This is a genomic window from Pseudomonas sp. URIL14HWK12:I6 (assembly GCF_000514195.1).
Lineage (GTDB): Bacteria > Pseudomonadota > Gammaproteobacteria > Pseudomonadales > Pseudomonadaceae > Aquipseudomonas > Aquipseudomonas putida_A.
Genome location: NZ_AZVL01000001.1, coordinates 399,564 through 419,885, shown reverse-complemented (window position 1 = coordinate 419,885; position 20,322 = coordinate 399,564). Strand labels below are relative to the sequence as shown.

Below are 20,322 nucleotides of genomic sequence, written 5' to 3'. Positions count from 1 at the left end.
CCGGCCTGATTCGCGCCAGGCAGCAACACAGCGTCGCTGGCTCAAAGCAACTCACGAACCTCTCCCGGCAGAAAACTCATGTAGCTACGCATAGGAGCTTCCCGGCAGCCTCTGACGATCATCGGTACGCGCCGGTTCATCTTGGCGATGATTGCCAGACGTTGTTCATCGGCCAACTGACTCTTGAGAATCACGTTGGAAACGTAAGCACGGGTGTAATTAAACACTTCTGCGTCGACCCAGGCGTGCTCAGGCATGTTCCTGAAACCGTCATTGATGACGCGACACTTTACTGACTTCAGCCACTGGTTGATGTCGATCGGCTGGTCCCTGGCCAATCGAAAGAGCATCGGCGCCACGACGGGCTGTTCCGCAGGCCGACCGTCTTCAATCGTCCAGGGCCTGAAGCGCCACTGTGTTATGGCGTCTTTGACCGCCTCAGCCAGATCGGGGTGATCACTTTGCACGATGTCGATCGCGCTGACCGAGCCATCCGCCTTGACGATAAAGCTGACCCTGACCTCGCCTTCGACCCCTGCCCTGGACAACCTCTTCGGGTAAATCGGCTGCGGGTTGTTTTCAGGTATGAGTAACCCTTCTGCCGCCAGTGCAAGACTGAAGATCGTCAATAAAAGCCCTGCAAAAAACCACCGCATGATCGCGCCCCTTCCCTATTGAGATGCCTGTCCGGCAACAACAGAAAGTTTAAGGAGCACTGTCTTTTTACTGAATGGCGCAGCTTCGCTATTGAATGCAGGACATTTCCTGATCCCGATGGGAAATCCGACGAAACCGCTGGGCAAATGACGGCAGGTACATTTTCTGACGGACGTTTAGCCGCCGCTCGCACCAGCAACGTCGCCCGGCAACAAGTGCTCCTGCACCTTCAGGCTGCGCGACGGAATCAGCCGACCCTTGTCGTCGAAGCGCAGGACGATCAGCCAGTCAAAGACCTCATCCGGCCATTTTTCCTGGCCCATCAGGGCTGTGGGGTCACCGCCAAAGGCTTTGAGCAGTTTGTTGATATGGCCGTGGTGCCAGGCAATCAGCACCGTCTGCGCCTGATTGCTCTTGCGCAACAGTTTGACCAGTTGATGCAGGTCGCCATTGACGTAGGGCTGCTCGATCGCAAGGTTCAAGCGCTGGGCCAACGGGGTCAGGGTCAGGCGTGAGCGCGAACTTTCCGGGGTATCGCCGGCAGCGATCAAACGCTGGGGGGTGAACGTCTGGCCGTCGAGTTTCAGCGGATTGAAATAGTCGACGTAGGCGGCGGCGCGTTGCTCGCCTCGGGCATTGAGCACCGATCCTGTATCCGGTTTTTCCGCATGCCGAATGATCAGCACCGTAGCGTTGCGCAGGCCGGAATGAGCAGGATGATCGGTGACGATCAATGTCAGCAACACGACGGCAAGTCCCGCTGCCACCAAAAATCTCGGCACCAACATGCGAACCTTCAGTGACATTGCTTATCTCGGCTGATCAATCGGCTGAACGGGCCGCGAGTCTAAGTCACTCCAGGTAGATAAGTGGTGAAAACGCCCTGTTCTTACAGCTGAGCGACAGGTTCGTAAAAGAACGCGCGAATTCCAACATTTCCCCTGTTTTGCCAATGCGAACCGGTGCTATTTTCGGTAACGAAACTGTAACATTCGCATCCGCAGTCAAAACAAGAAATCTGGAGCTCTTGAATGTTTGCTTTCTTTCGTCCTGCCGCACATCAGGCTCCATTGCCTGAAGAAAAAATAGACAGTACTTACCGACGCCTGCGCTGGCAGATCTTCGCCGGTATCTTCTTTGGCTACGCGGGTTACTACCTGCTGCGCAAAAACTTCTCGCTGGCCATGCCGTACCTGATCGACGAAGGCTACAGCCGTGGCGATCTGGGTCTGGCGATGTCGGCCATCGCCATTGCCTACGGTCTGTCGAAGTTCCTGATGGGCCTGGTGTCCGACCGTTCCAACCCGCGTTACTTCCTGCCGTTCGGCCTGCTGGTGTCGGCCGGGGTGATGTTCATTTTCGGTTTTGCGCCTTGGGCGACTTCCAGCGTGACCATGATGTTCATCCTGCTGTTCATCAACGGCTGGGCTCAGGGCATGGGCTGGCCGCCGAGCGGACGCACCATGGTGCACTGGTGGTCGCAGAAGGAACGTGGCGGCGTGGTTTCGGTGTGGAACGTGGCGCATAACGTCGGTGGCGGTCTGATCGGCCCGCTGTTCCTGATCGGCATGGGCCTGTTCAATGACTGGCACGCAGCCTTCTACGTTCCGGCAGCGGTGGCGCTGGGCGTGGCGGTGTTTGCCTTCATCACCATGCGCGACACCCCGCAATCGGTCGGCCTGCCGCCGATCGAGAAGTACAAGAACGATTACCCGGAAGGCTACGACGCCAGCCACGAAGACGAATTCAGCGCCAAGGAAATCTTCGTCAAATACGTGCTGCGCAACAAAATGCTCTGGTACATCGCCATGGCCAACGTGTTCGTTTACCTGCTGCGCTACGGCGTACTGGATTGGGCGCCGACCTACCTGAAAGAAGCCAAAGGTTTCACCGTGGATAAAACCTCGTGGGCCTATTTCTTCTACGAGTGGGCGGGCATTCCGGGCACGCTGCTGTGCGGCTGGATGTCGGACAAGATCTTCCGTGGCAATCGTGGCCTGACCGGCATGGTGTTCATGGCGCTGGTGACCGTGGCGACGCTGGTGTACTGGCTGAACCCGGCCGGCAACCCGACGGTGGACATGATCGCGCTGTTCTCGATCGGCTTCCTGATCTATGGCCCGGTGATGCTGATCGGCCTGCAGGCGCTGGAACTGGCACCGAAGAAAGCCGCCGGCACGGCTGCGGGCTTCACCGGTCTGTTCGGTTACCTGGGTGGTTCGGTCGCGGCGAGTGCGGCAATGGGCTACACCGTTGACCACTTCGGCTGGAACGGTGGTTTTGTCCTGCTGGTGGGCGCTTGCCTGCTGTCGATGGCCTTCCTGGCCCCGACCCTGTGGCACAAGCAAGTCGCCAGTCAGAGCCGCGAAGCCGTCGCCTGATCGGCTTTTGACTGACAGCGCTTGAGCCGCGCCTCCAGATTTCGATCCGGCATGGCGTGGCTGCGCAGGGCGTGGGCGGTCTGCTCGACATAATCGCGAGTGGTGCCGTAACGCCCGCAAGCGCGTTCGAACACCTGACTCAGCACATGATCCGGCAAGTTGCCGGCATAGCTGGGCAGGTGTCGCTCCAGAACAAATCCCAATGCCTGCACCTGACTGCCATCTTCGAGCCGGCAGTTGAGCCAGTGCGGGCGATAGGACGGGAACGGCATCTCGCGTTTCCACAGCGCGTACAGCGCAGCGTCGAGGTTCTCTTCCGGCAGCCGATAGGCGAAGCCGCTGCATGAACCGCCGCGATCCAGACCAAATACCAGCCCGGGCATTTCCGGCGTCCCCCGATGCTCGTGCGACCACAAATACAGGCCGCGGTGGTAGCCATGGACGCGCCCGCGCACCCGCTCCACCGCAGTACATTCCGGGCGCCAGATCAGCGACCCGTAGGCGAACAGCCACACCGGGCCTCCCTTGTGGCGCGCCATGGTCGATTGCATCGAGACGACAAGTTGTTCGTGGGTCAGCTGCGGCCCCAGATCGAGCCGCGGAGGGTAAGCCAGATTCACAAAAGCAGATTCAATGGCTGTCATGACGGAAGTGTTCGGCCCCGCAAGTATTACAAGATGTAAGCACAATTCGCTGGATAGAACATATAGCAGTAACTGTAAAACGAAAAGTGCTAAAGGATGTATGGCCTGCCCGATAGCGCTACTGGGGGTTATCAGCCCCGGCTATGCGGCTTTATATAGCCTAATACCATTGCAGAAATATCTTAAATACCCGAATGAAATATGCATAAGCCTTCGCTTGTTCAGGTTTCGTTCATGAAGGCGCAGGAAACTTCCTACTAAAATGTCGGACTTTCTTTCTTCTCCGTCGCTGAACGCCTACGTATAACGGCCTTCCTCTGGCGCAAGCCATCCCGTTTAACCGAGGCTGCACTATGAAAATCCCAAGACTTCTGGCCGCGTTGCTGATGGCTCAGGCCGGCCATGCATTGGCCGAGGACAATGCGCAAGGCAAAGGCTTCTGGTATGCCCAGACCAGTGTCTACACCCGACATTACTCGCCCGACCCCGAACACAATAATCATCAGGACTTGATCGGCATCGAACGCAATCAGGCTTCCGGCTGGGTATTTGGCGGGGCAACTTTCCGCAACTCGTTCCGCCAGCGCTCGAACTACGCCTATGTCGGCAAGCGCTATGACAGCAGCGAGTATCCGCTGTATCTGAAAGTCACCGGTGGGCTGTTGCAGGGTTATCGCGGTGATTACAAGGACAAGATTCCTTTGAACCGCTACGGCGTTGCGCCGGTGATCATTCCGTCCGTCGGGACTCACTACGGCCCATTGGCCGCCGAGCTGGTATTTCTCGGCGCCAATGCGGCGATGGTGACTAGCGGCGTGCGTTTCTAGAAGCGCGGCTCAGGCGCGGGACGCAAGAGCTCGGCTCAATTCGCGCGGCTCAAGAGCGCGGCGCATACGCAAATACATCGGCGCGCATCTGGTGCGCATCCATCCCGGCTTCCACCAGCGCATCCAGCGTGCCGTAGACCATCGCCGGCGAGCCGCTGGCGTAGACGTGCAAGGGCTTCAGATCCGCGAAGTCTTCACACACGGCCTGGTGCAACATCCCGCAGCGCCCTTCCCAACCGCACTGGTCGCTGACGACTTTGTGCAGGAACAGATTGGGCAGCTTCAACCATTCGTCCCAATGTTCGATCTCGTAGAAATCTTCCGGACGGCGTACACCCCAATACAGATGCACCGGGTGTTTGAAGCCGTTGGCGCGGCAGTGTTCGATCAGGCTGTGGATCTGGCCCATGCCGGTACCGGCGGCGATCAGTACCAGCGGCCCGTCAGGCAACTCGGCGAGGTGGGTGTCGCCGAATGGCAGCTCGACGCGCACCAGCGGGTTGCGCTGCAGTTGCTCGATCAGACTCAGGGCACTGGCTTCGCGGGCCAGTACGTGGATTTCCAGATCGCGCCCGCCGTGCGGCGCCGAGGCCATGGAGAACGCCGACTTCTCGCCGTTTTCACGCTCGATCATCAGGTACTGCCCGGCGTGATAACGCGGCGGCTTGCCGGCCGGCGCACGCAGACGCACGCGCCAGGTGTCGCCGCCGACATCCCGGCATTCGATGACCTGACACGACAGGCTGCGCACCGGCAGTTCTCCCAGCGCGAGCACGCCATCCCACAGCAGGACGCAGTCTTCCAGCGGCTCGGCTATGCAAGTGTAGAACTCGCCGTGGTCGTGCACCTTGCCGGCCTGCTCGACCCGGCCTTCCACCAACAGCGCCGCACACACGTGGCAATTGCCATTGCGACAGCTTTGCGGACATTCATAGCCCAGGCGCCGCGCACCATCGAGAATCCGCTCGCCGGGCCGTATCTCAAGCACCGCTCCGGAGGGCTGCAGGGTTACACGCATCAATCTATTCCTAACTGATTCCAGATGGCATCGATCCGCTGGGTGACGGCGTCGTCCTTGACGATTACGCGGCCCCACTCGCGAGTGGTTTCGCCCGGCCACTTGTGGGTGGCATCCAGGCCCATTTTCGAGCCCAGGCCGGACACCGGCGAGGCGAAGTCGAGGTAGTCGATCGGCGTGTTGTCGATCATCACCGTGTCGCGCTTGGGGTCCATGCGCGTGGTGATGGCCCAGATCACGTCGTTCCAGTCCCGGGCGTTGATATCGTCGTCAGTGACGATAACGAACTTGGTGTACATGAACTGTCGCAAAAACGACCAGACACCGAGCATCACGCGCTTGGCATGCCCCGGATACGACTTCTTCATCGTCACCACGGCCATGCGGTACGAGCAGCCTTCGGGCGGCAGATAGAAATCGGTGATCTCCGGGAACTGCTTCTGCAGGATCGGCACGAACACTTCGTTCAGCGCCACGCCGAGGATCGCCGGCTCATCCGGTGGACGGCCGGTGTAGGTGCTGTGATAGATCGGCTTGATCCGGTGGGTAATGCGCTCGACGGTGAACACCGGGAAGCTGTCGACTTCGTTGTAGTAACCGGTGTGGTCGCCGTACGGGCCTTCGTCGGCCATTTCGCCCGGATGAATCACCCCTTCGAGGATGATCTCGGCAGTGGCCGGCACTTGCAGGTCGTTGCCACGGCACTTGACCAGCTCGGTGCGGTTACCGCGCAACAGACCGGCGAAAGCGTATTCGGAGAGACTGTCCGGCACCGGCGTCACGGCGCCGAGGATGGTCGCAGGGTCGGCGCCCAGCGCCACGGAGACCGGGAACGGCTGGCCCGGATGCTTCTCGCACCACTCACGGAAGTCCAACGCACCGCCACGGTGGCTGAGCCAGCGCATGATCACCTTGTTGCGGCCGATCACTTGCTGACGGTAGATACCGAGGTTCTGACGGTCCTTGTTCGGGCCTTTGGTGACGGTCAGGCCCCAGGTGATCAGCGGGCCGACGTCGCCGGGCCAGCAGGTCTGCACCGGCAGCATCGCCAGGTCGACGTCGTCGCCTTCGATGACCACTTCCTGGCACACCGCGTCTTTGACGACTTTCGGCGCCATCGAGATGATCTTGCGGAAGATCGGCAGTTTCGACCACGCGTCCTTCAAGCCCTTCGGTGGCTCCGGCTCCTTGAGGAAAGCCAGCAGCTTGCCGATCTCGCGCAGTTCGCTGACCGACTCGGCGCCCATGCCCATGGCCACCCGCTCCGGGGTGCCAAACAGGTTGCCGAGCACCGGGATGTCGTAGCCGGTCGGCTTCTCGAACAGCAGCGCCGGGCCCTTGGCCCGCAGTGTGCGGTCGCACACCTCGGTCATCTCCAGCACCGGCGAGACGGGAATCTGGATGCGTTTCAACTCTCCGCGCTGCTCAAGCTGCTGCACGAAATCCCGAAGATCCTTGAATTTCATTGACGATGGCACCCTCAAAATAGGCGTACATCCTACCTGCTATGCAGCCCTGTGGCAGCCTGTCGCTGCTTACTTGGCTGCATTCGTCTGCGCTTTGCCAAGGTTTTCCCGGCCTTGCAGGCCGATAAACAGCGGCTCGAGGATCGGCGCCACAAACCGCGCACCGACTTCGGACAGGTGATTGTCATCGGTGTACAGCGAGTAGCCGCCCAGTTCGGCGTGGCACAGGCCCTTGTCATCACACAGCCGCGGCGCCGGATCGACCACGCGCACCGCCGGATCCTCCTGCGCCAGTTGCGCGAACAACTGACTGATGAACACCTGACGCTTGTGGTGCGCCTCGACGGCCAGTCCGACGTCATCCACCGGACGATCGAGCATCGCCAGCCGCGTCAGCCGATACGGCGGGCTGAACGCCTGCAACGGCGCCTCTTTCACCAGCCATACGCGATGCCCGGCCGCGCGCAATTGCGCGACACGAGTGCGTAGGCCTGCGGCAAAACGCTGTTCGGCCTCGGCGCGATCGTAACGACCGTCTGGCGTTCTCAAGACATGCCCGAGATCTCCCTTGGCATCGCCGTACAGGTACAAGCTCCAGCGGGCGACCAGCACCACATCGCTGATCGCCTGGGTTTTCAGCCCCTGCTCGACCCGCTTGTTGAAGCGTGCACAAACCCCGTCATGCTCCAGCCCATCGACCGGAATGCAACCCGGAGAACTGGCCAGAATCACGCTGACACCGTGAGCTTTGGCACCGTCATCGAACACCGGGATCAGCGCCGTGGCATGGCTGTCGCCCCAGACCATCGCGCGGGTCGGCAGATCCGCCACGCCGTAATTGCAGAACAGCTTGTCGTCAGGGGTCTTGTCGTCCGCCAGACACGCCATCAGCTCCGGCCGCCACTCGCGGCCCTTGGCATATTGCAGCGCCTGCTCGGACAGGCGCCATGGCAAGCCATCGGTCCAGCGCAGTGATTGCCCGGCCAGACCGAGCACCAGGATCCCGCAGAAACCGGCCAGCAGAATCTGCCGACGACCGGCGAGCAGGCGCCGTTCACGGAACGGCGTTTCGACGAACTTCCATGACAGATAACCCAGCACCAGGGTCAGCAGAATCAACCCGGCCGTGTCGAGCGCGCCCGGCTCATCGACACTGGCGTAGCTGGAAAACACGAATACCGGCCAGTGCCACAAATACCAGGAATAGGAGATCAGCCCGAGGCCGACCATCACCCGACTGCTCAACAATTGACCAACCAGCGTTTCGCGATGACCGTTGGCCAGAATCAGCAGCACCACGCCCAGCACCGGCAGCAACGCGGTGACACCCGGGAACGGCGTCGACTTGTCATAGGCAAACACCGCCAGCAGGATCAACCCCATGCCGAGCAGGCTCAAGGCCTGGGCGGCCAGCGGCTTCAAGCGCCAGGCGTGTTTCGGCGCAACCGCCAGCATCGCCCCGGCCAGCAACTCCCAGGCGCGCATCGGCAGCAGGAAGAAGGCTTTCTCCGGATGATGCTGGATCGCCCACACACTCAGCCCGAACGACACCAGCAGCACGCCGAATAGCGCCAGCCGCCAGTGTTTCAGGCGGCTCGAGAGCAACGTCAGCAGCAGCGGGAAGAAGATGTAGAACTGCTCCTCCACCGCCAGTGACCACGTGTGCAACAGCGGTTTCAGGTCAGAGGCAACGTCGAAGTAGCCGTCCTGACGCATGAACAGGATGTTCGAGACGAACGTCACCTGATAGCGCACCGAACGCCCCAGCTCTTCGTAGTCCTTGGGCGCCAGCAGGAACCAGCCCACCGCCAGCACCGCAATGATCATCGCGAACAGCGCCGGCAGAATCCGCCGCGCACGCCGCGCCCAGAACTCGACGAAGCTGAAACGGCCAGCCTGACGCTGATTCCAGATGATCGAGGTGATGAGGTAGCCGGAAATCACGAAGAACACGTCCACGCCGACAAAACCGCCGGTAAACCCCGGGACCCCAAAATGGAACAGCACCACGGCGATCACCGCGACTGCTCGCAGGCCGTCGATATCCCTTCGATAAGCGAGTGTGCTCATAAAATCTTTAATGCCAATCAGGTGGTTGTTTTTTTGTACAGCTCGAGCCTTATTCACAGAGGCTCCGAGCGCTGTTTGTGGGTTGCCCGATCACAGACCTTACCAGATCAGGAACCTCCCATTGCCGGGGTAAATTTCATGCAAAAAAAAGGCGCCCCCCAAAGGGGCGCCCTTTTTATCGGTTCAACCGGCGATGTTACTTGCGCTTCATCGACAGGAAGAACTCGTCGTTGGTCTTGGTCGTTTTCAGCTTGTCGACCAGGAACTCGATGGCAGCCACTTCGTCCATCGGGTGCAGCAGCTTGCGCAGGATCCACATGCGCTGCAGTTCGTCGTCGGCGGTCAGCAACTCTTCGCGGCGGGTGCCGGAACGGTTGATGTTGATGGCCGGGAACACACGCTTCTCGGCGATCTTGCGATCCAGAGGCAGTTCCATGTTGCCGGTACCCTTGAACTCTTCGTAGATCACTTCGTCCATCTTCGAGCCGGTTTCAACCAGCGCGGTGGCGATAATGGTCAGCGAGCCGCCTTCTTCGATGTTGCGCGCAGCACCGAAGAAACGCTTCGGTTTCTCCAGGGCGTGAGCATCGACACCACCGGTCAGCACCTTGCCGGAGCTCGGGATCACGGTGTTGTAGGCACGGGCCAGACGGGTGATGGAGTCGAGCAGGATCACCACATCCTTCTTGTGTTCGACCAGGCGCTTGGCCTTCTCGATCACCATTTCGGCAACCTGCACGTGACGGGTCGGCGGCTCGTCGAAGGTCGAGGCAACCACTTCGCCGCGCACGGTGCGCTGCATTTCGGTTACTTCTTCCGGACGTTCGTCGATCAACAGCACGATCAGGTGAACTTCAGGGTTGTTACGGGCGATGTTCGCCGCGATGTTCTGCAGCATGATCGTCTTACCGGCTTTCGGCGGCGCAACGATCAGACCACGCTGGCCTTTGCCGATCGGGGCGCACAGGTCGATCACACGACCGGTCAAGTCTTCGGTGGAACCGTTGCCGGCTTCCATCTTCATGCGCACGGTCGGGAACAGCGGGGTCAGGTTCTCGAAGAGAATCTTGTTCTTCGCGTTCTCCGGACGATCGAAGTTGATCGTGTCGACCTTGAGCAGAGCGAAGTAACGCTCGCCTTCCTTCGGAGGGCGGATCTTGCCAACGATGGTGTCACCGGTGCGCAAGTTGAAACGACGGATCTGGCTCGGCGAGACGTAGATATCGTCCGGGCCGGCGAGGTAGGAAGCGTCAGCGGAGCGCAGGAAGCCGAAGCCGTCCTGGAGAATCTCCAGCACGCCATCACCGGAGATTTCCTCGCCGCTTTTCGCGTGCTTTTTCAGCAGGGAGAAAATCACGTCCTGCTTGCGCGAACGGGCCATATTTTCTATGCCCATCTGTTCGGCCAATTCGAGCAGTTCGGTAATCGGCTTTTGCTTGAGTTCAGTCAGATTCATATAGGAATGACGTAATCATTTATGGAGGGGGGAAATTAAGCTTTTGGCTTAATGAGGCCGCGCCGCGGAGAAGGCGACAGGATCGCGAACTTGTTCGAAAAGGAGTGCGTCGGCGACGGCTAGCAGGGGGCAGTGGAGAAACCAGTGCGGGGCCGAATGTACCACCTGAGTTTCGGAGCGTCTAGCCCTGAATACGCAAAAAGCCCCGCAAATTGCGAGGCTTTTTTTCGGCGATTTACTGCGACGCTTAGATGTTGGCGTCGAGGAAAGCAGCCAGTTGCGACTTCGACAGGGCGCCGACTTTGGTCGCTTCAACGTTGCCGTTCTTGAACAGCATCAGCGTCGGGATACCACGCACGCCGTGCTTGGCCGGGGTTTCCTGGTTTTCGTCAATGTTCAGTTTGGCGATGGTCAGCTTGCCTTTGTAAGTCTCGGCAATCTCGTCCAGAACCGGAGCGATCATTTTGCAAGGGCCGCACCATTCAGCCCAGTAGTCGACCAATACAGCGCCTTCGGCCTTGAGTACGTCGGCTTCGAAGCTGGCGTCGCTAACGTGTTTGATAAGATCGCTGCTCATGGAATTCTCCAGGTTGTAAGCAAAAAAACGTGGCCCATCATAGCCGCCCTTCCCTTGTTCAGGAAGCCGCAGTTGATTGAGTCTTGCTATGGCACTCGATGAGTTTGGGTATAGCCCAAGTCACGCCGTGGCGGGGGCAATGAAGGAAATTCCGGTGCGCAGGGCGGCGTTGCGCACGTGTTCCTGCATGGCCTTCTGGGCCGCAGCGGATGCCCGGCGCGCCAGCGCACGAAGGATCTTGCGGTGCTCCTGCCAGGTTTCCATCGCCCGCTCGGCGCGGATGAACGGTAGCTTCTGGCTCTCCAGAAAGATCTCGGCGCTGGCGGTGAGGATGCTCAGCATCGCCTGATTGCCGCTGGCCAGCAGAATACGCCGATGGAATTCGAAGTCGAGTTTCGCCGCGGCCTCGAAGTCGCCGGCCTTCAATTGCTCGCGCATCGCCGCAACGTTGTCCTCCAGCGCATCCAGATCGAACGTGCTCAAGGTCACCGCCGCCAGCCCGGCGGCAAACCCCTCCAGCGCATAGCGCAACTGAAAGATGTCCAGTGGCGAGGCCTGCGCTGCGAACGGCCAGCCCGGCGCATTGTCACCCTGCGCAATCTCCACCGGTGCCTGCACGAACACGCCTTTGCCCGGCTGGATGCTGACCACGCCCAGCGCACTGAGCGACGACAGCGCCTCGCGCAACGACGCCCGACTGACCCCCAGTTGCACCGCCAGATCCCGTTGCGACGGCAACGCATCGCCCGCACCGAAACCCTGCTCAGTGATCAGTTTGCGTATGGCTTGCAGCGCCACTTCGGGTACGGCGCGGGAGATCGAGTTCATGGTTTTTCAGACGAGCCAGGCCAAGGTGCGGCTAGTTGTAAAGCTATTCGCCGGTTCCGGCAAGTCGTGCCCCAGCGGGGTTCGGCGCCCGCTGCCGGTGCGCCATCGGGGTGCGAAAAACAACCTGACTGTTCAGACCAGTAAGACCGAACAAACCCGGCAAACCCGCGGCCTGCCGGGGATAAATCCGGGTATTGGCACGGCCCGTGCTCTGTCCGATCGCAGAAATCACTTCCCGTCGATCCGGAGATTTGCCATGACCCTGCGTTACCGAGCCCTCCTCGCCGCTCTGTTTTCCAGCTTGATGCTGAGCCAGATCCCCGCCCACGCCGATGGCCTGGAAGACGTGGTCAAACGCGGCACACTGAAAGTTGCCGTGCCTCAGGACTTCCCGCCATTCGGCTCGGTCGGCCCGGACATGAAACCCCGTGGTCTGGATATCGACACGGCAAAACTGCTGGCCGAGCAGCTCAAGGTCAAACTCGAACTGACCCCGGTCAACAGCACCAACCGCATCCCGTTTCTCACCACCGGCAAGGTCGATCTGGTGATCTCCAGCCTGGGCAAGAACCCGGAGCGCGAGAAAGTCATCGACTTCTCCCACGCCTACGCGCCTTTCTACCTCGCGGTGTTCGGCCCGCCTGAGGCAGCGATCAGCGGCCTTGACGACCTTAAAGGCAAAACCATCAGCGTCACCCGTGGCGCCATCGAAGACATCGAGCTGACCAAGGTCGCCCCCGAAGGCGTGACCATCAAGCGCTTCGAGGACAATAACTCGACCATCGCCGCCTACCTCGCAGGCCAGGTCGATCTGATCGCCAGCGGCAACGTGGTGATGGTGGCGATCAGCGAGAAGAACCCGAAACGCGTGCCGGCGCTGAAAGTGAAGCTCAAGGATTCGCCGGTCTACGTCGGCGTGAACAAGAACGAGCCTGCGCTGCTGAGCAAGGTCAACGAGATCCTCGCCACCGCCAAGGCTGACGGCGCGCTGGAGAAAAACTCGCAGACCTGGCTCAAAGAGCCGCTGCCGGCCGACCTCTGATCGGTCGCGCGGGAGACAATCGATGGCTTATCAGTTCGATTTCATGCCGGTGGTGCAAAACACCGACCTGCTGCTGCGCGGCGCCCTGTTCACCCTGGAGCTGACGGCGATTGGCGCGCTGTTCGGGGTCGGCGTGGGCATCGTCGGCGCACTGGTGCGGGCGTGGAACATCCGCCCGTTCTCGGCACTCTTCGGCGTCTACGTCGAGTTGATCCGCAACACGCCATTTCTGGTGCAACTGTTCTTCATCTTCTTCGGCCTGCCATCCCTCGGGGTGCAGATTTCCGAGTGGCAGGCGGCGGTGCTGGCGATGGTGATCAACCTCGGCGCGTATTCGACCGAGATCATCCGCGCCGGCATCCAGGCGATTCCGCGCGGACAACTGGAAGCCGCTGCCGCACTGGCGATGAGCCGTTTCGAAGCGTTCCGCCATGTGGTCCTGCTGCCGGCGCTGGGCAAGGTCTGGCCGGCCCTGAGCAGCCAGATCATCATCGTCATGCTCGGTTCGGCGGTGTGTTCGCAGATCGCCACCGAGGAGCTGAGCTTCGCCGCCAACTTCATTCAGTCACGCAACTTCCGCGCCTTTGAAACCTATGCGCTGACCACGCTGATCTACCTGTGCATGGCGCTGCTGATCCGCCAGTTGCTGAACTGGATCGGCCGCCGCTATATCGCGAGGAGCAGCCAATGAGCGACTTCACCTTCTGGGACATCCTGCGCAACCTGCTCACCGGCCTGCAATGGACGCTGGCGCTGTCACTGGTGGCATTCATCGGAGGCGGGATCGTCGGGCTGCTGATTCTGGTGATGCGCATCTCGAAAAACCCGTTGCCGAGCAATATCGCCCGCACCTGGATCGAGCTGTTCCAGGGCACACCGCTGCTGATGCAGCTGTTTCTGGTGTTCTTCGGCGTGGCGCTGGCCGGAATCGAGATCTCGCCGTGGATGGCGGCGGCGATTGCCCTGACATTGTTCACCAGCGCCTATCTGGCGGAGATCTGGCGCGGTTGCGTCGAAGCGATCCCCAATGGCCAGTGGGAAGCCTCGTCGAGCCTGGCGCTGAATCCGCTGGAGCAATTGCGTTACGTGATCCTGCCGCAGGCGCTGCGCATCGCGGTGGCGCCGACCGTGGGCTTCTCGGTGCAGGTGGTCAAGGGCACGGCGGTGACCTCGATCATCGGTTTCACCGAGCTGACCAAAACCGGCGGCATGCTCGCCAACGCCACCTTCGAACCGTTCATGGTCTACGGCCTCGTTGCCCTCGGCTACTTCCTGCTCTGCTACCCCTTGTCGCTCAGTGCGCGCTACCTGGAAAGGAGACTGCATGCCTCTGCTTAGAATTTCCGCCCTGCATAAATACTACGGCGATCACCACGTACTCAAAGGCATCGACCTGAGCGTCGAGGAAGGCCAGGTGGTGGCGATCATCGGCCGCAGCGGCTCGGGCAAATCGACCCTGCTGCGCACCCTAAATGGCCTGGAATCGATCAACGACGGGGTGATCGAAGTCGACGGCGAATACCTCGACGCCGCCCGCGCCGACCTGCGCAGCCTGCGGCAGAAAGTCGGCATGGTGTTCCAGCAGTTCAACCTGTTCCCGCACCTGACCGTCGGCAAAAACGTGATGCTCGCGCCGCAAGTGGTGCAGAAAGTACCGAAGGCCAAGGCGGCCGAACTGGCGCGCAAGATGCTCGAACGCGTCGGACTGGGGGAGAAGTTCGACGCCTTCCCGGATCGGTTGTCTGGCGGACAGCAACAGCGCGTGGCGATTGCCCGGGCACTGGCGATGTCGCCGAAAGTGTTGCTGTGCGATGAAATTACCTCAGCGCTGGACCCGGAGCTGGTCAATGAAGTGCTCGCCGTGGTGCGCCAACTGGCCAAGGAAGGCATGACGCTGATCATGGTCACCCACGAAATGCGCTTTGCCCGGGAAGTCGGCGACAAGCTGGTGTTCATGCACCATGGCAAGGTGCATGAGGTGGGGGATCCGAAGGTGTTGTTTGCCAATCCGCAGACGGCGGAGCTGGCGAACTTTATTGGCACGGTGGAAGCGACAGCCTGAAATAGCCCGCAGTGATGGGGCGGACGCCTTCGCGAGCAGGCTCGCTCCCACAGGGATCTCTGTTGGACCACTATGGTGAGTTCGCTGCAAAACCTGTGGGAGCGGGCTTGCTCGCGAATGGCCGCGCCGCGGTCTCAAGCTTTTATGCGCAGGATCAACGGTTTGAACCATGCGCGTTGGCGTCAGCGTTTGATCGTGGCACGATGGCGGGGTTATCGACCGAGACCCCCTGACCATGCCGCAATCCAAAGCCAAGAATCTGTCCCTGATCGCCGCAATCGACCTGGGCTCCAACAGCTTCCACATGGTCGTGGCCAAGGCCCAGAACGGTGAAATCCGCATCCTGGAGCGCCTCGGAGAGAAAGTGCAGCTCGCCGCCGGCATCGACGATGAGCGCCATCTCAACGAAGAATCGATGCAGCGCGGCCTCGACTGCCTCAAGCGCTTTGCCCAACTGATCAACGGCATGCCACTGGGCGCCGTGCGGATCGTCGGCACCAACGCCCTGCGCGAAGCGCGCAATCGCCTGGAATTCATCCACCGCGCCGAAGAAATCCTCGGTCACCCGGTGGAAGTCATCTCCGGCCGTGAAGAAGCGCGGCTGATTTATCTGGGCGTTTCGCACACCCTCGCCGACACCCCGGGCAAGCGTCTGGTGGCCGACATCGGCGGCGGCAGTACTGAATTCATCATCGGGCAGCGTTTTGAACCACTGCTGCGCGAAAGCCTGCAAATGGGCTGCGTCAGCTTCACTCAGCGTTATTTCAAGGACGGCAAGATCACCCCGGCCCGTTACGCCCAGGCGTACACCGCGGCGCGGCTGGAGATCATGAGCATCGAGCACGCCCTGCACCGCCTGACCTGGGATGAAGCCATCGGCTCCTCGGGCACCATCCGCGCCATCGGCCTGGCGCTGAAGGCCGGCGGGCATGGCACCGGCGAAGTGAATGCCGAAGGCCTGGCCTGGCTCAAGCGTCGTCTGTTCAAACTGGGTGACGTCGACAAGATCGACTTCGAAGGCATCAAGCCTGACCGTCGGGCAATCTTCCCGGCTGGCCTGGCGATTCTCGAAGCGATCTTCGACGCCCTCGAACTGCAACGCATGGATCATTGCGAAGGTGCGCTGCGTGAAGGCGTGCTCTACGACCTGCTCGGGCGCCATCACCACGAAGACGTGCGCGAACGCACCCTGACTTCGCTGATGGAGCGCTATCACGTCGATCTGGAACAAGCCGCGCGAGTTGAACGCAAGGCACTGCACGCCTTCGATCAGGTCGCCGCAGACTGGGAGCTGGATGACGGCATCTGGCGCGAATTGCTCGGTTGGGCAGCGAAGGTCCACGAAGTCGGCCTCGACATCGCGCACTACCACTATCACAAGCACGGCGCCTATCTGATCGAGCACTCGGACCTTGCCGGTTTCTCCCGCGAAGACCAGCAAATGCTCGCCCTGCTGGTGCGCGGCCATCGCCGCAACATCCCCAAGGACAAGTTCGCCGAGTTCGGTGACGACGGCGACAAGCTGATCCGCCTGTGCGTGCTGCTGCGCTTCGCGATCCTGTTCCACCACATCCGCGGCACCCAGGCGATGCCGCAAGTGACGCTGCATGCCAAAGGCAACACCCTCGACGTGGAATTCCCGGAGAACTGGTTGGATGAAAACCAACTGACTCAGGCCGACTTTGGCCTCGAAGCCGACTGGCTGACGCGGGTGGGGATTGTCCTCACTGTTCACTGAGTTAAATTTCAGGTGCAAAAAAGGCGATCCTTCTGGATCGCCTTTTTTATTGGGTTCGACTTGAGTGCGGGTGTGGACCTGCCCCTCACCCCAGCCCTCTCCCGAGGGAGAGGGAGCCGATCCGTGTTGTTTTCAAAGCCTGACTTCGACCCGATATTTCAGGTCGGCGTAACTCGACCATCCAACTCGGTCAGTCCCCTCTCCCTCGGGGAGAGGGTTAGGGTGAGGGGTTTTTGACCTTCAAGGCCTCAGCTGCTCACCGGCAGAATCGGGCTGCCCAGGCGTTCCAGCAACGTCGCCTGCGCGCTGCGCGGGTTCTGGTTGCCGGTTGGCGTGTTGCGGATGTAACGGCCATCCGACTGCAGGCTCCAGCTATGGGTGTTGTCGGTCAGGTACAGCTCCAGCTCTTTCTTGACGCGGGTCAGCAGCTTCTTGCCTTCCACCGGGAAGCAAGTCTCGACGCGCTTGTCGAGGTTGCGCTCCATCCAGTCGGCGCTGGAGAGGAACATCTGCTCCTCGCCGCCGTTGAGGAAGTAGAACACTCGGGTGTGTTCAAGGAAGCGACCGATGATCGAGCGCACATGGATGTTGTGCGAAACCCCGGCGATGCCCGGACGCAGGCAGCACATGCCACGCACCACCAGATCGATGCGTACGCCGGACTGGCTGGCCTTGTACAGCGCGCGAATGATCTTCGGATCTGTCAGCGAGTTGAACTTGGCGATGATGTGCGCCGGTTTGCCTTCGACGGCGAACTGGGTTTCCCGGGCAATCATGTCGAGCATGCCCTTCTTCAGGGTGAACGGCGCGTGCAGCAGCTTCTTCATGCGCAGGGTTTTACCCATGCCGATCAACTGGCTGAACAATTTGCCGACGTCTTCGCACAAGGCGTCGTCGGAGGTCAGCAGGCTGTAGTCGGTGTACAGACGCGCATTGCCGGCGTGATAGTTACCGGTGCCGAGGTGCGCGTAACGCACGATTTCACCGGCTTCGCGACGCAGGATCAGCATCATCTTGGCGTGGGTCTTGAAGCCGACCACGCCGTAAATCACCACCGCACCGGCCGCTTGCAGACGGCTGGCCAGTTGCAGGTTGGACTCTTCGTCGAAGCGGGCGCGCAGTTCGATGACTGCGGTCACTTCCTTGCCGTTACGCGCGGCGTCCACCAGCGCATCGACGATTTCCGAGTTGGCGCCGGAACGGTACAGAGTCTGGCGCACGGCCAGAACATGCGGGTCTTTCGCCGCCTGACGCAGCAGGTCGACCACCGGGGTGAACGACTCGAACGGGTGCAGCAGCAGGATGTCCTGCTTGCTCACCACGCTGAAAATGTTCTCGCTGTTCTGCAGCAGTTTCGGGATCTGCGGGGTGAACGGCGTGTATTGCAGCTCCGGGTGGCTGTCCAGACCGGTGATGCTGAACAGACGGGTCAGGTTGACCGGGCCGTTGACCTGATACAGCTCGGTCTCGCTCAGGTTGAACTGCTTGAGCAGATAGTCCGAGAGGTGTTTCGGGCAAGTGTCGGCGACCTCCAGGCGCACCGCATCGCCGTAACGCCGCGAGAACAGTTCGCCACGCAGGGCACGCGCAAGGTCTTCGACATCTTCGGAGTCGAGCGCAAGGTCGGCGTTTCGGGTCAGGCGGAACTGGTAGCAGCCCTTGACCTTCATGCCCTGGAACAGGTCATCGGCGTGGGCGTGGATCATCGACGACAGGAACACATAGTTGTCGCCCGGGCCGCCGACTTCTTCCGGAACCTTGATGATCCGTGGCAGCAGGCGCGGTGCCGGGATGATCGCCAGACCGGAATCGCGACCGAAGGCGTCGATGCCTTCCAGTTCGACGATGAAGTTCAGGCTCTTGTTCACCAGCAACGGAAACGGGTGCGTCGGGTCGAGGCCGATCGGGGTGATGATCGGCGCGATCTCGTCGCGGAAATAACGGCGCACCCAGGTCTTGATCTTGGTCGTCCAGTGACGGCGACGGATGAAGCGCACCTGATGCTTTTCCAGCTCCGGCAGCAGGATGTCGTTGAGGATCGCGTACTGGCGGTCAACGTGACCGTGCACCAGCTCGCTGATCCGCGCCAGTGCCTGGTGCGGTTGCAGACCGTCGGCACCGGCCTGTTCGCGAGCGAAGGTGATCTGCTTTTTCAGGCCGGCGACGCGGATTTCAAAGAATTCGTCGAGGTTGCTGGAGAAGATCAGCAGGAACTTCAGCCGCTCCAGCAACGGATAGGACTCGTCCAGCGCCTGTTCCAGCACGCGGATGTTGAACTGCAATTGCGAAAGCTCGCGATGGATATACAGGCTGCTGTCATCCAGGCCCGGGATCGCAATCACTGGCGCCACCGCGACGGCTTCGGTAACCGGCGCGGGTGGCGCAGGCTCGAGTTCCGGCGGGGTTTCGGTGATTTGCTCCACCACCGGTTGAGCTTCTTTTACTGCAACTTCAGTGAGTCCTTCGGTATTCATCGAATGTTCCTGGGAGGGCTATTTCTGCTCTCGTAACAATTGAGCGGCGCGGACAGCAAAGTAAGTCAGGATGCCATCAGCGCCGGCACGTTTAAAGGCGGTCAGTGATTCAAGAATTACCGCCTCGCTCAACCAGCCATTCTGGATCGCCGCCATGTGCATGGCGTATTCGCCGCTAACCTGATAGACGAAGGTCGGCACTTTGAAGGCATCTTTTACCCGGAAAAGAATGTCCAGGTACGGCATGCCGGGTTTGACCATGACCATGTCCGCGCCTTCAGACAAGTCCGCGCCGACTTCGTGCAGCGCTTCGTCGCTGTTGGCCGGGTCCATCTGATACGAGGCCTTGTTGGCCTTGCCCAGATTCGCCGCCGACCCCACGGCATCGCGGAACGGCCCGTAATAGGCGCTGGCGTACTTGGCCGAGTAGGCCATGATCCGCACGTTGACGTGACCGGCCAGCTCCAGCGCCTCGCGGATCGCCTGAATCCGACCGTCCATCATGTCCGACGGCGCCACGACCTGAGCGCCGGCTTCAGCGTGGGACAGTGCCTGCTTGACCAGTGCGTCGACGGTGATGTCGTTCTGCACGTAGCCTTCTTCGTCGAGAATGCCGTCCTGCCCGTGGGTGGTGAACGGATCAAGGGCGACGTCAGTGATCACGCCCAATTCCGGGAACCGCTCACGCAACGCGCGAGTAGCACGTTGGGCAATGCCCTCGGGGTTCCAGGCTTCGGCAGCATCAAGGGATTTCAGTTCGACAGGCGTGACCGGGAACAGCGCCAGCGCCGGGATACCCAGTTCGACCCAGTTCGCCGCTTCTTCAAGCAGCAGGTCGATGGTCAGGCGCTCGACACCGGGCATCGAGGCCACGGCTTCGCGACGGTTTACACCATCGAGCACGAACACCGGCAAGATCAGGTCATCGACCGTCAGCACGTTTTCCCGCACCAGCCGACGCGAAAAATCATCGCGACGGTTGCGACGCAGGCGAGTGGCAGGGAACAGACGATTGGCAGGGGTAAAGCTCACGGCGGACTCCTGAGCCCGCGCAAACGGGCGAGCGTGACAGTTATAGACGG

Annotated in this window: 18 protein-coding genes; 7 read left to right on the top strand and 11 right to left on the bottom strand. The window is 60.7% G+C overall.

Annotated features, from left to right (window positions below):
* Positions 1-41 precede the first annotated feature (41 nt).
* Both H043_RS0101920 and H043_RS0101915 read right to left on the bottom strand, forming a co-directional pair.
* Complete coding sequence (locus H043_RS0101920; RefSeq protein WP_027610483.1) at positions 42-656, bottom strand: energy transducer TonB; 615 nt, start codon at positions 654-656, stop codon at positions 42-44.
* Positions 657-833: 177 nt separating this feature from the next.
* Entirely contained in the window at positions 834-1,463 is a 630-nt protein-coding gene (locus H043_RS0101915) for a hypothetical protein (RefSeq protein WP_027610482.1), read from the bottom strand.
* 225 nt (positions 1,464-1,688) lie between these two features.
* On the opposite strand from H043_RS0101915, the gene glpT reads away from it, so the two are divergent.
* Positions 1,689-3,038 carry a glycerol-3-phosphate transporter gene (glpT, locus tag H043_RS0101910; RefSeq protein WP_027610481.1) on the top strand — a complete coding sequence of 450 codons (1,350 nt, stop codon included), beginning with the start codon at positions 1,689-1,691 and terminating at the stop codon, positions 3,036-3,038.
* On the opposite strand, the gene H043_RS0101905 is transcribed toward glpT, so the two are convergent.
* Positions 3,014-3,682 carry a gamma-glutamylcyclotransferase gene (locus H043_RS0101905; protein ID WP_027610480.1) on the bottom strand — a complete coding sequence of 223 codons (669 nt, stop codon included), beginning with the start codon at positions 3,680-3,682 and terminating at the stop codon, positions 3,014-3,016. The two genes, glpT and H043_RS0101905, sit on opposite strands and share 25 nt — an antisense overlap.
* Positions 3,683-4,035: 353 nt before the next feature.
* Between H043_RS0101905 and H043_RS0101900 the strand changes: the two genes are divergently transcribed.
* Positions 4,036-4,509 carry a hypothetical protein gene (locus H043_RS0101900; RefSeq protein ID WP_027610479.1) on the top strand — a complete coding sequence of 158 codons (474 nt, stop codon included), beginning with the start codon at positions 4,036-4,038 and terminating at the stop codon, positions 4,507-4,509.
* 49 nt (positions 4,510-4,558) lie between these two features.
* Here the strand turns inward: H043_RS0101900 and H043_RS0101895 are convergent, their stop codons facing one another.
* The 6 genes from H043_RS0101895 to H043_RS0101870 all read right to left on the bottom strand — a co-directional run bounded on the left by H043_RS0101895 (position 4,559) and on the right by H043_RS0101870 (position 11,924).
* On the bottom strand, positions 4,559-5,527 hold the full coding sequence (locus H043_RS0101895; protein WP_027610478.1) for a CDP-6-deoxy-delta-3,4-glucoseen reductase: 969 nt from the start codon (positions 5,525-5,527) through the stop codon (positions 4,559-4,561).
* Entirely contained in the window at positions 5,527-6,993 is a 1,467-nt protein-coding gene (gene ubiD / locus H043_RS0101890) for a 4-hydroxy-3-polyprenylbenzoate decarboxylase (protein WP_003229330.1), read from the bottom strand. The genes H043_RS0101895 and ubiD overlap by 1 nt, the downstream gene beginning before the upstream one ends.
* Before the next feature lie 69 nt (positions 6,994-7,062).
* On the bottom strand, positions 7,063-9,063 hold the full coding sequence (locus H043_RS0101885) for an acyltransferase family protein (RefSeq protein ID WP_027610477.1): 2,001 nt from the start codon (positions 9,061-9,063) through the stop codon (positions 7,063-7,065).
* A gap of 196 nt (positions 9,064-9,259) precedes the next feature.
* Complete coding sequence (rho, locus tag H043_RS0101880; RefSeq protein WP_003229334.1) at positions 9,260-10,519, bottom strand: transcription termination factor Rho; 1,260 nt, start codon at positions 10,517-10,519, stop codon at positions 9,260-9,262.
* A 247-nt stretch (positions 10,520-10,766) separates the two neighbouring features.
* Positions 10,767-11,096, bottom strand: coding sequence for a thioredoxin TrxA (gene trxA / locus H043_RS0101875; RefSeq protein WP_003177349.1), 330 nt, complete (start codon positions 11,094-11,096; stop codon positions 10,767-10,769).
* Positions 11,097-11,216: 120 nt separating this feature from the next.
* Positions 11,217-11,924, bottom strand: coding sequence for a FadR/GntR family transcriptional regulator (locus tag H043_RS0101870; protein WP_027610476.1), 708 nt, complete (start codon positions 11,922-11,924; stop codon positions 11,217-11,219).
* A 256-nt stretch (positions 11,925-12,180) separates the two neighbouring features.
* On the opposite strand from H043_RS0101870, the gene H043_RS0101865 reads away from it, so the two are divergent.
* The 5 genes from H043_RS0101865 to ppx all read left to right on the top strand — a co-directional run bounded on the left by H043_RS0101865 (position 12,181) and on the right by ppx (position 16,766).
* A complete protein-coding gene (locus H043_RS0101865; RefSeq protein WP_027610475.1) occupies positions 12,181-12,966 on the top strand; it encodes a transporter substrate-binding domain-containing protein in 786 nt (261 codons plus the stop codon).
* Between the two features lie 22 nt (positions 12,967-12,988).
* Entirely contained in the window at positions 12,989-13,657 is a 669-nt protein-coding gene (locus H043_RS0101860) for an amino acid ABC transporter permease (RefSeq protein ID WP_027610474.1), read from the top strand.
* A complete protein-coding gene (locus H043_RS0101855; RefSeq protein WP_007968438.1) occupies positions 13,654-14,304 on the top strand; it encodes an amino acid ABC transporter permease in 651 nt (216 codons plus the stop codon). The genes H043_RS0101860 and H043_RS0101855 overlap by 4 nt, the downstream gene beginning before the upstream one ends.
* Complete coding sequence (locus H043_RS0101850; protein WP_027610473.1) at positions 14,291-15,028, top strand: amino acid ABC transporter ATP-binding protein; 738 nt, start codon at positions 14,291-14,293, stop codon at positions 15,026-15,028. The genes H043_RS0101855 and H043_RS0101850 overlap by 14 nt, the downstream gene beginning before the upstream one ends.
* 235 nt (positions 15,029-15,263) lie before the next feature.
* Positions 15,264-16,766, top strand: a complete 1,503-nt coding sequence (ppx, locus tag H043_RS0101845; protein WP_027610472.1) for an exopolyphosphatase — start codon at positions 15,264-15,266, stop codon at positions 16,764-16,766.
* Between the two features lie 248 nt (positions 16,767-17,014).
* On the opposite strand, the gene ppk1 is transcribed toward ppx, so the two are convergent.
* Both ppk1 and hemB read right to left on the bottom strand, forming a co-directional pair.
* Complete coding sequence (gene ppk1, locus H043_RS0101840) at positions 17,015-19,240, bottom strand: polyphosphate kinase 1 (RefSeq protein ID WP_027610471.1); 2,226 nt, start codon at positions 19,238-19,240, stop codon at positions 17,015-17,017.
* Between the two features lie 18 nt (positions 19,241-19,258).
* Entirely contained in the window at positions 19,259-20,272 is a 1,014-nt protein-coding gene (gene hemB / locus H043_RS0101835; protein ID WP_027610470.1) for a porphobilinogen synthase, read from the bottom strand.
* Positions 20,273-20,322: the final 50 nt, after the last annotated feature.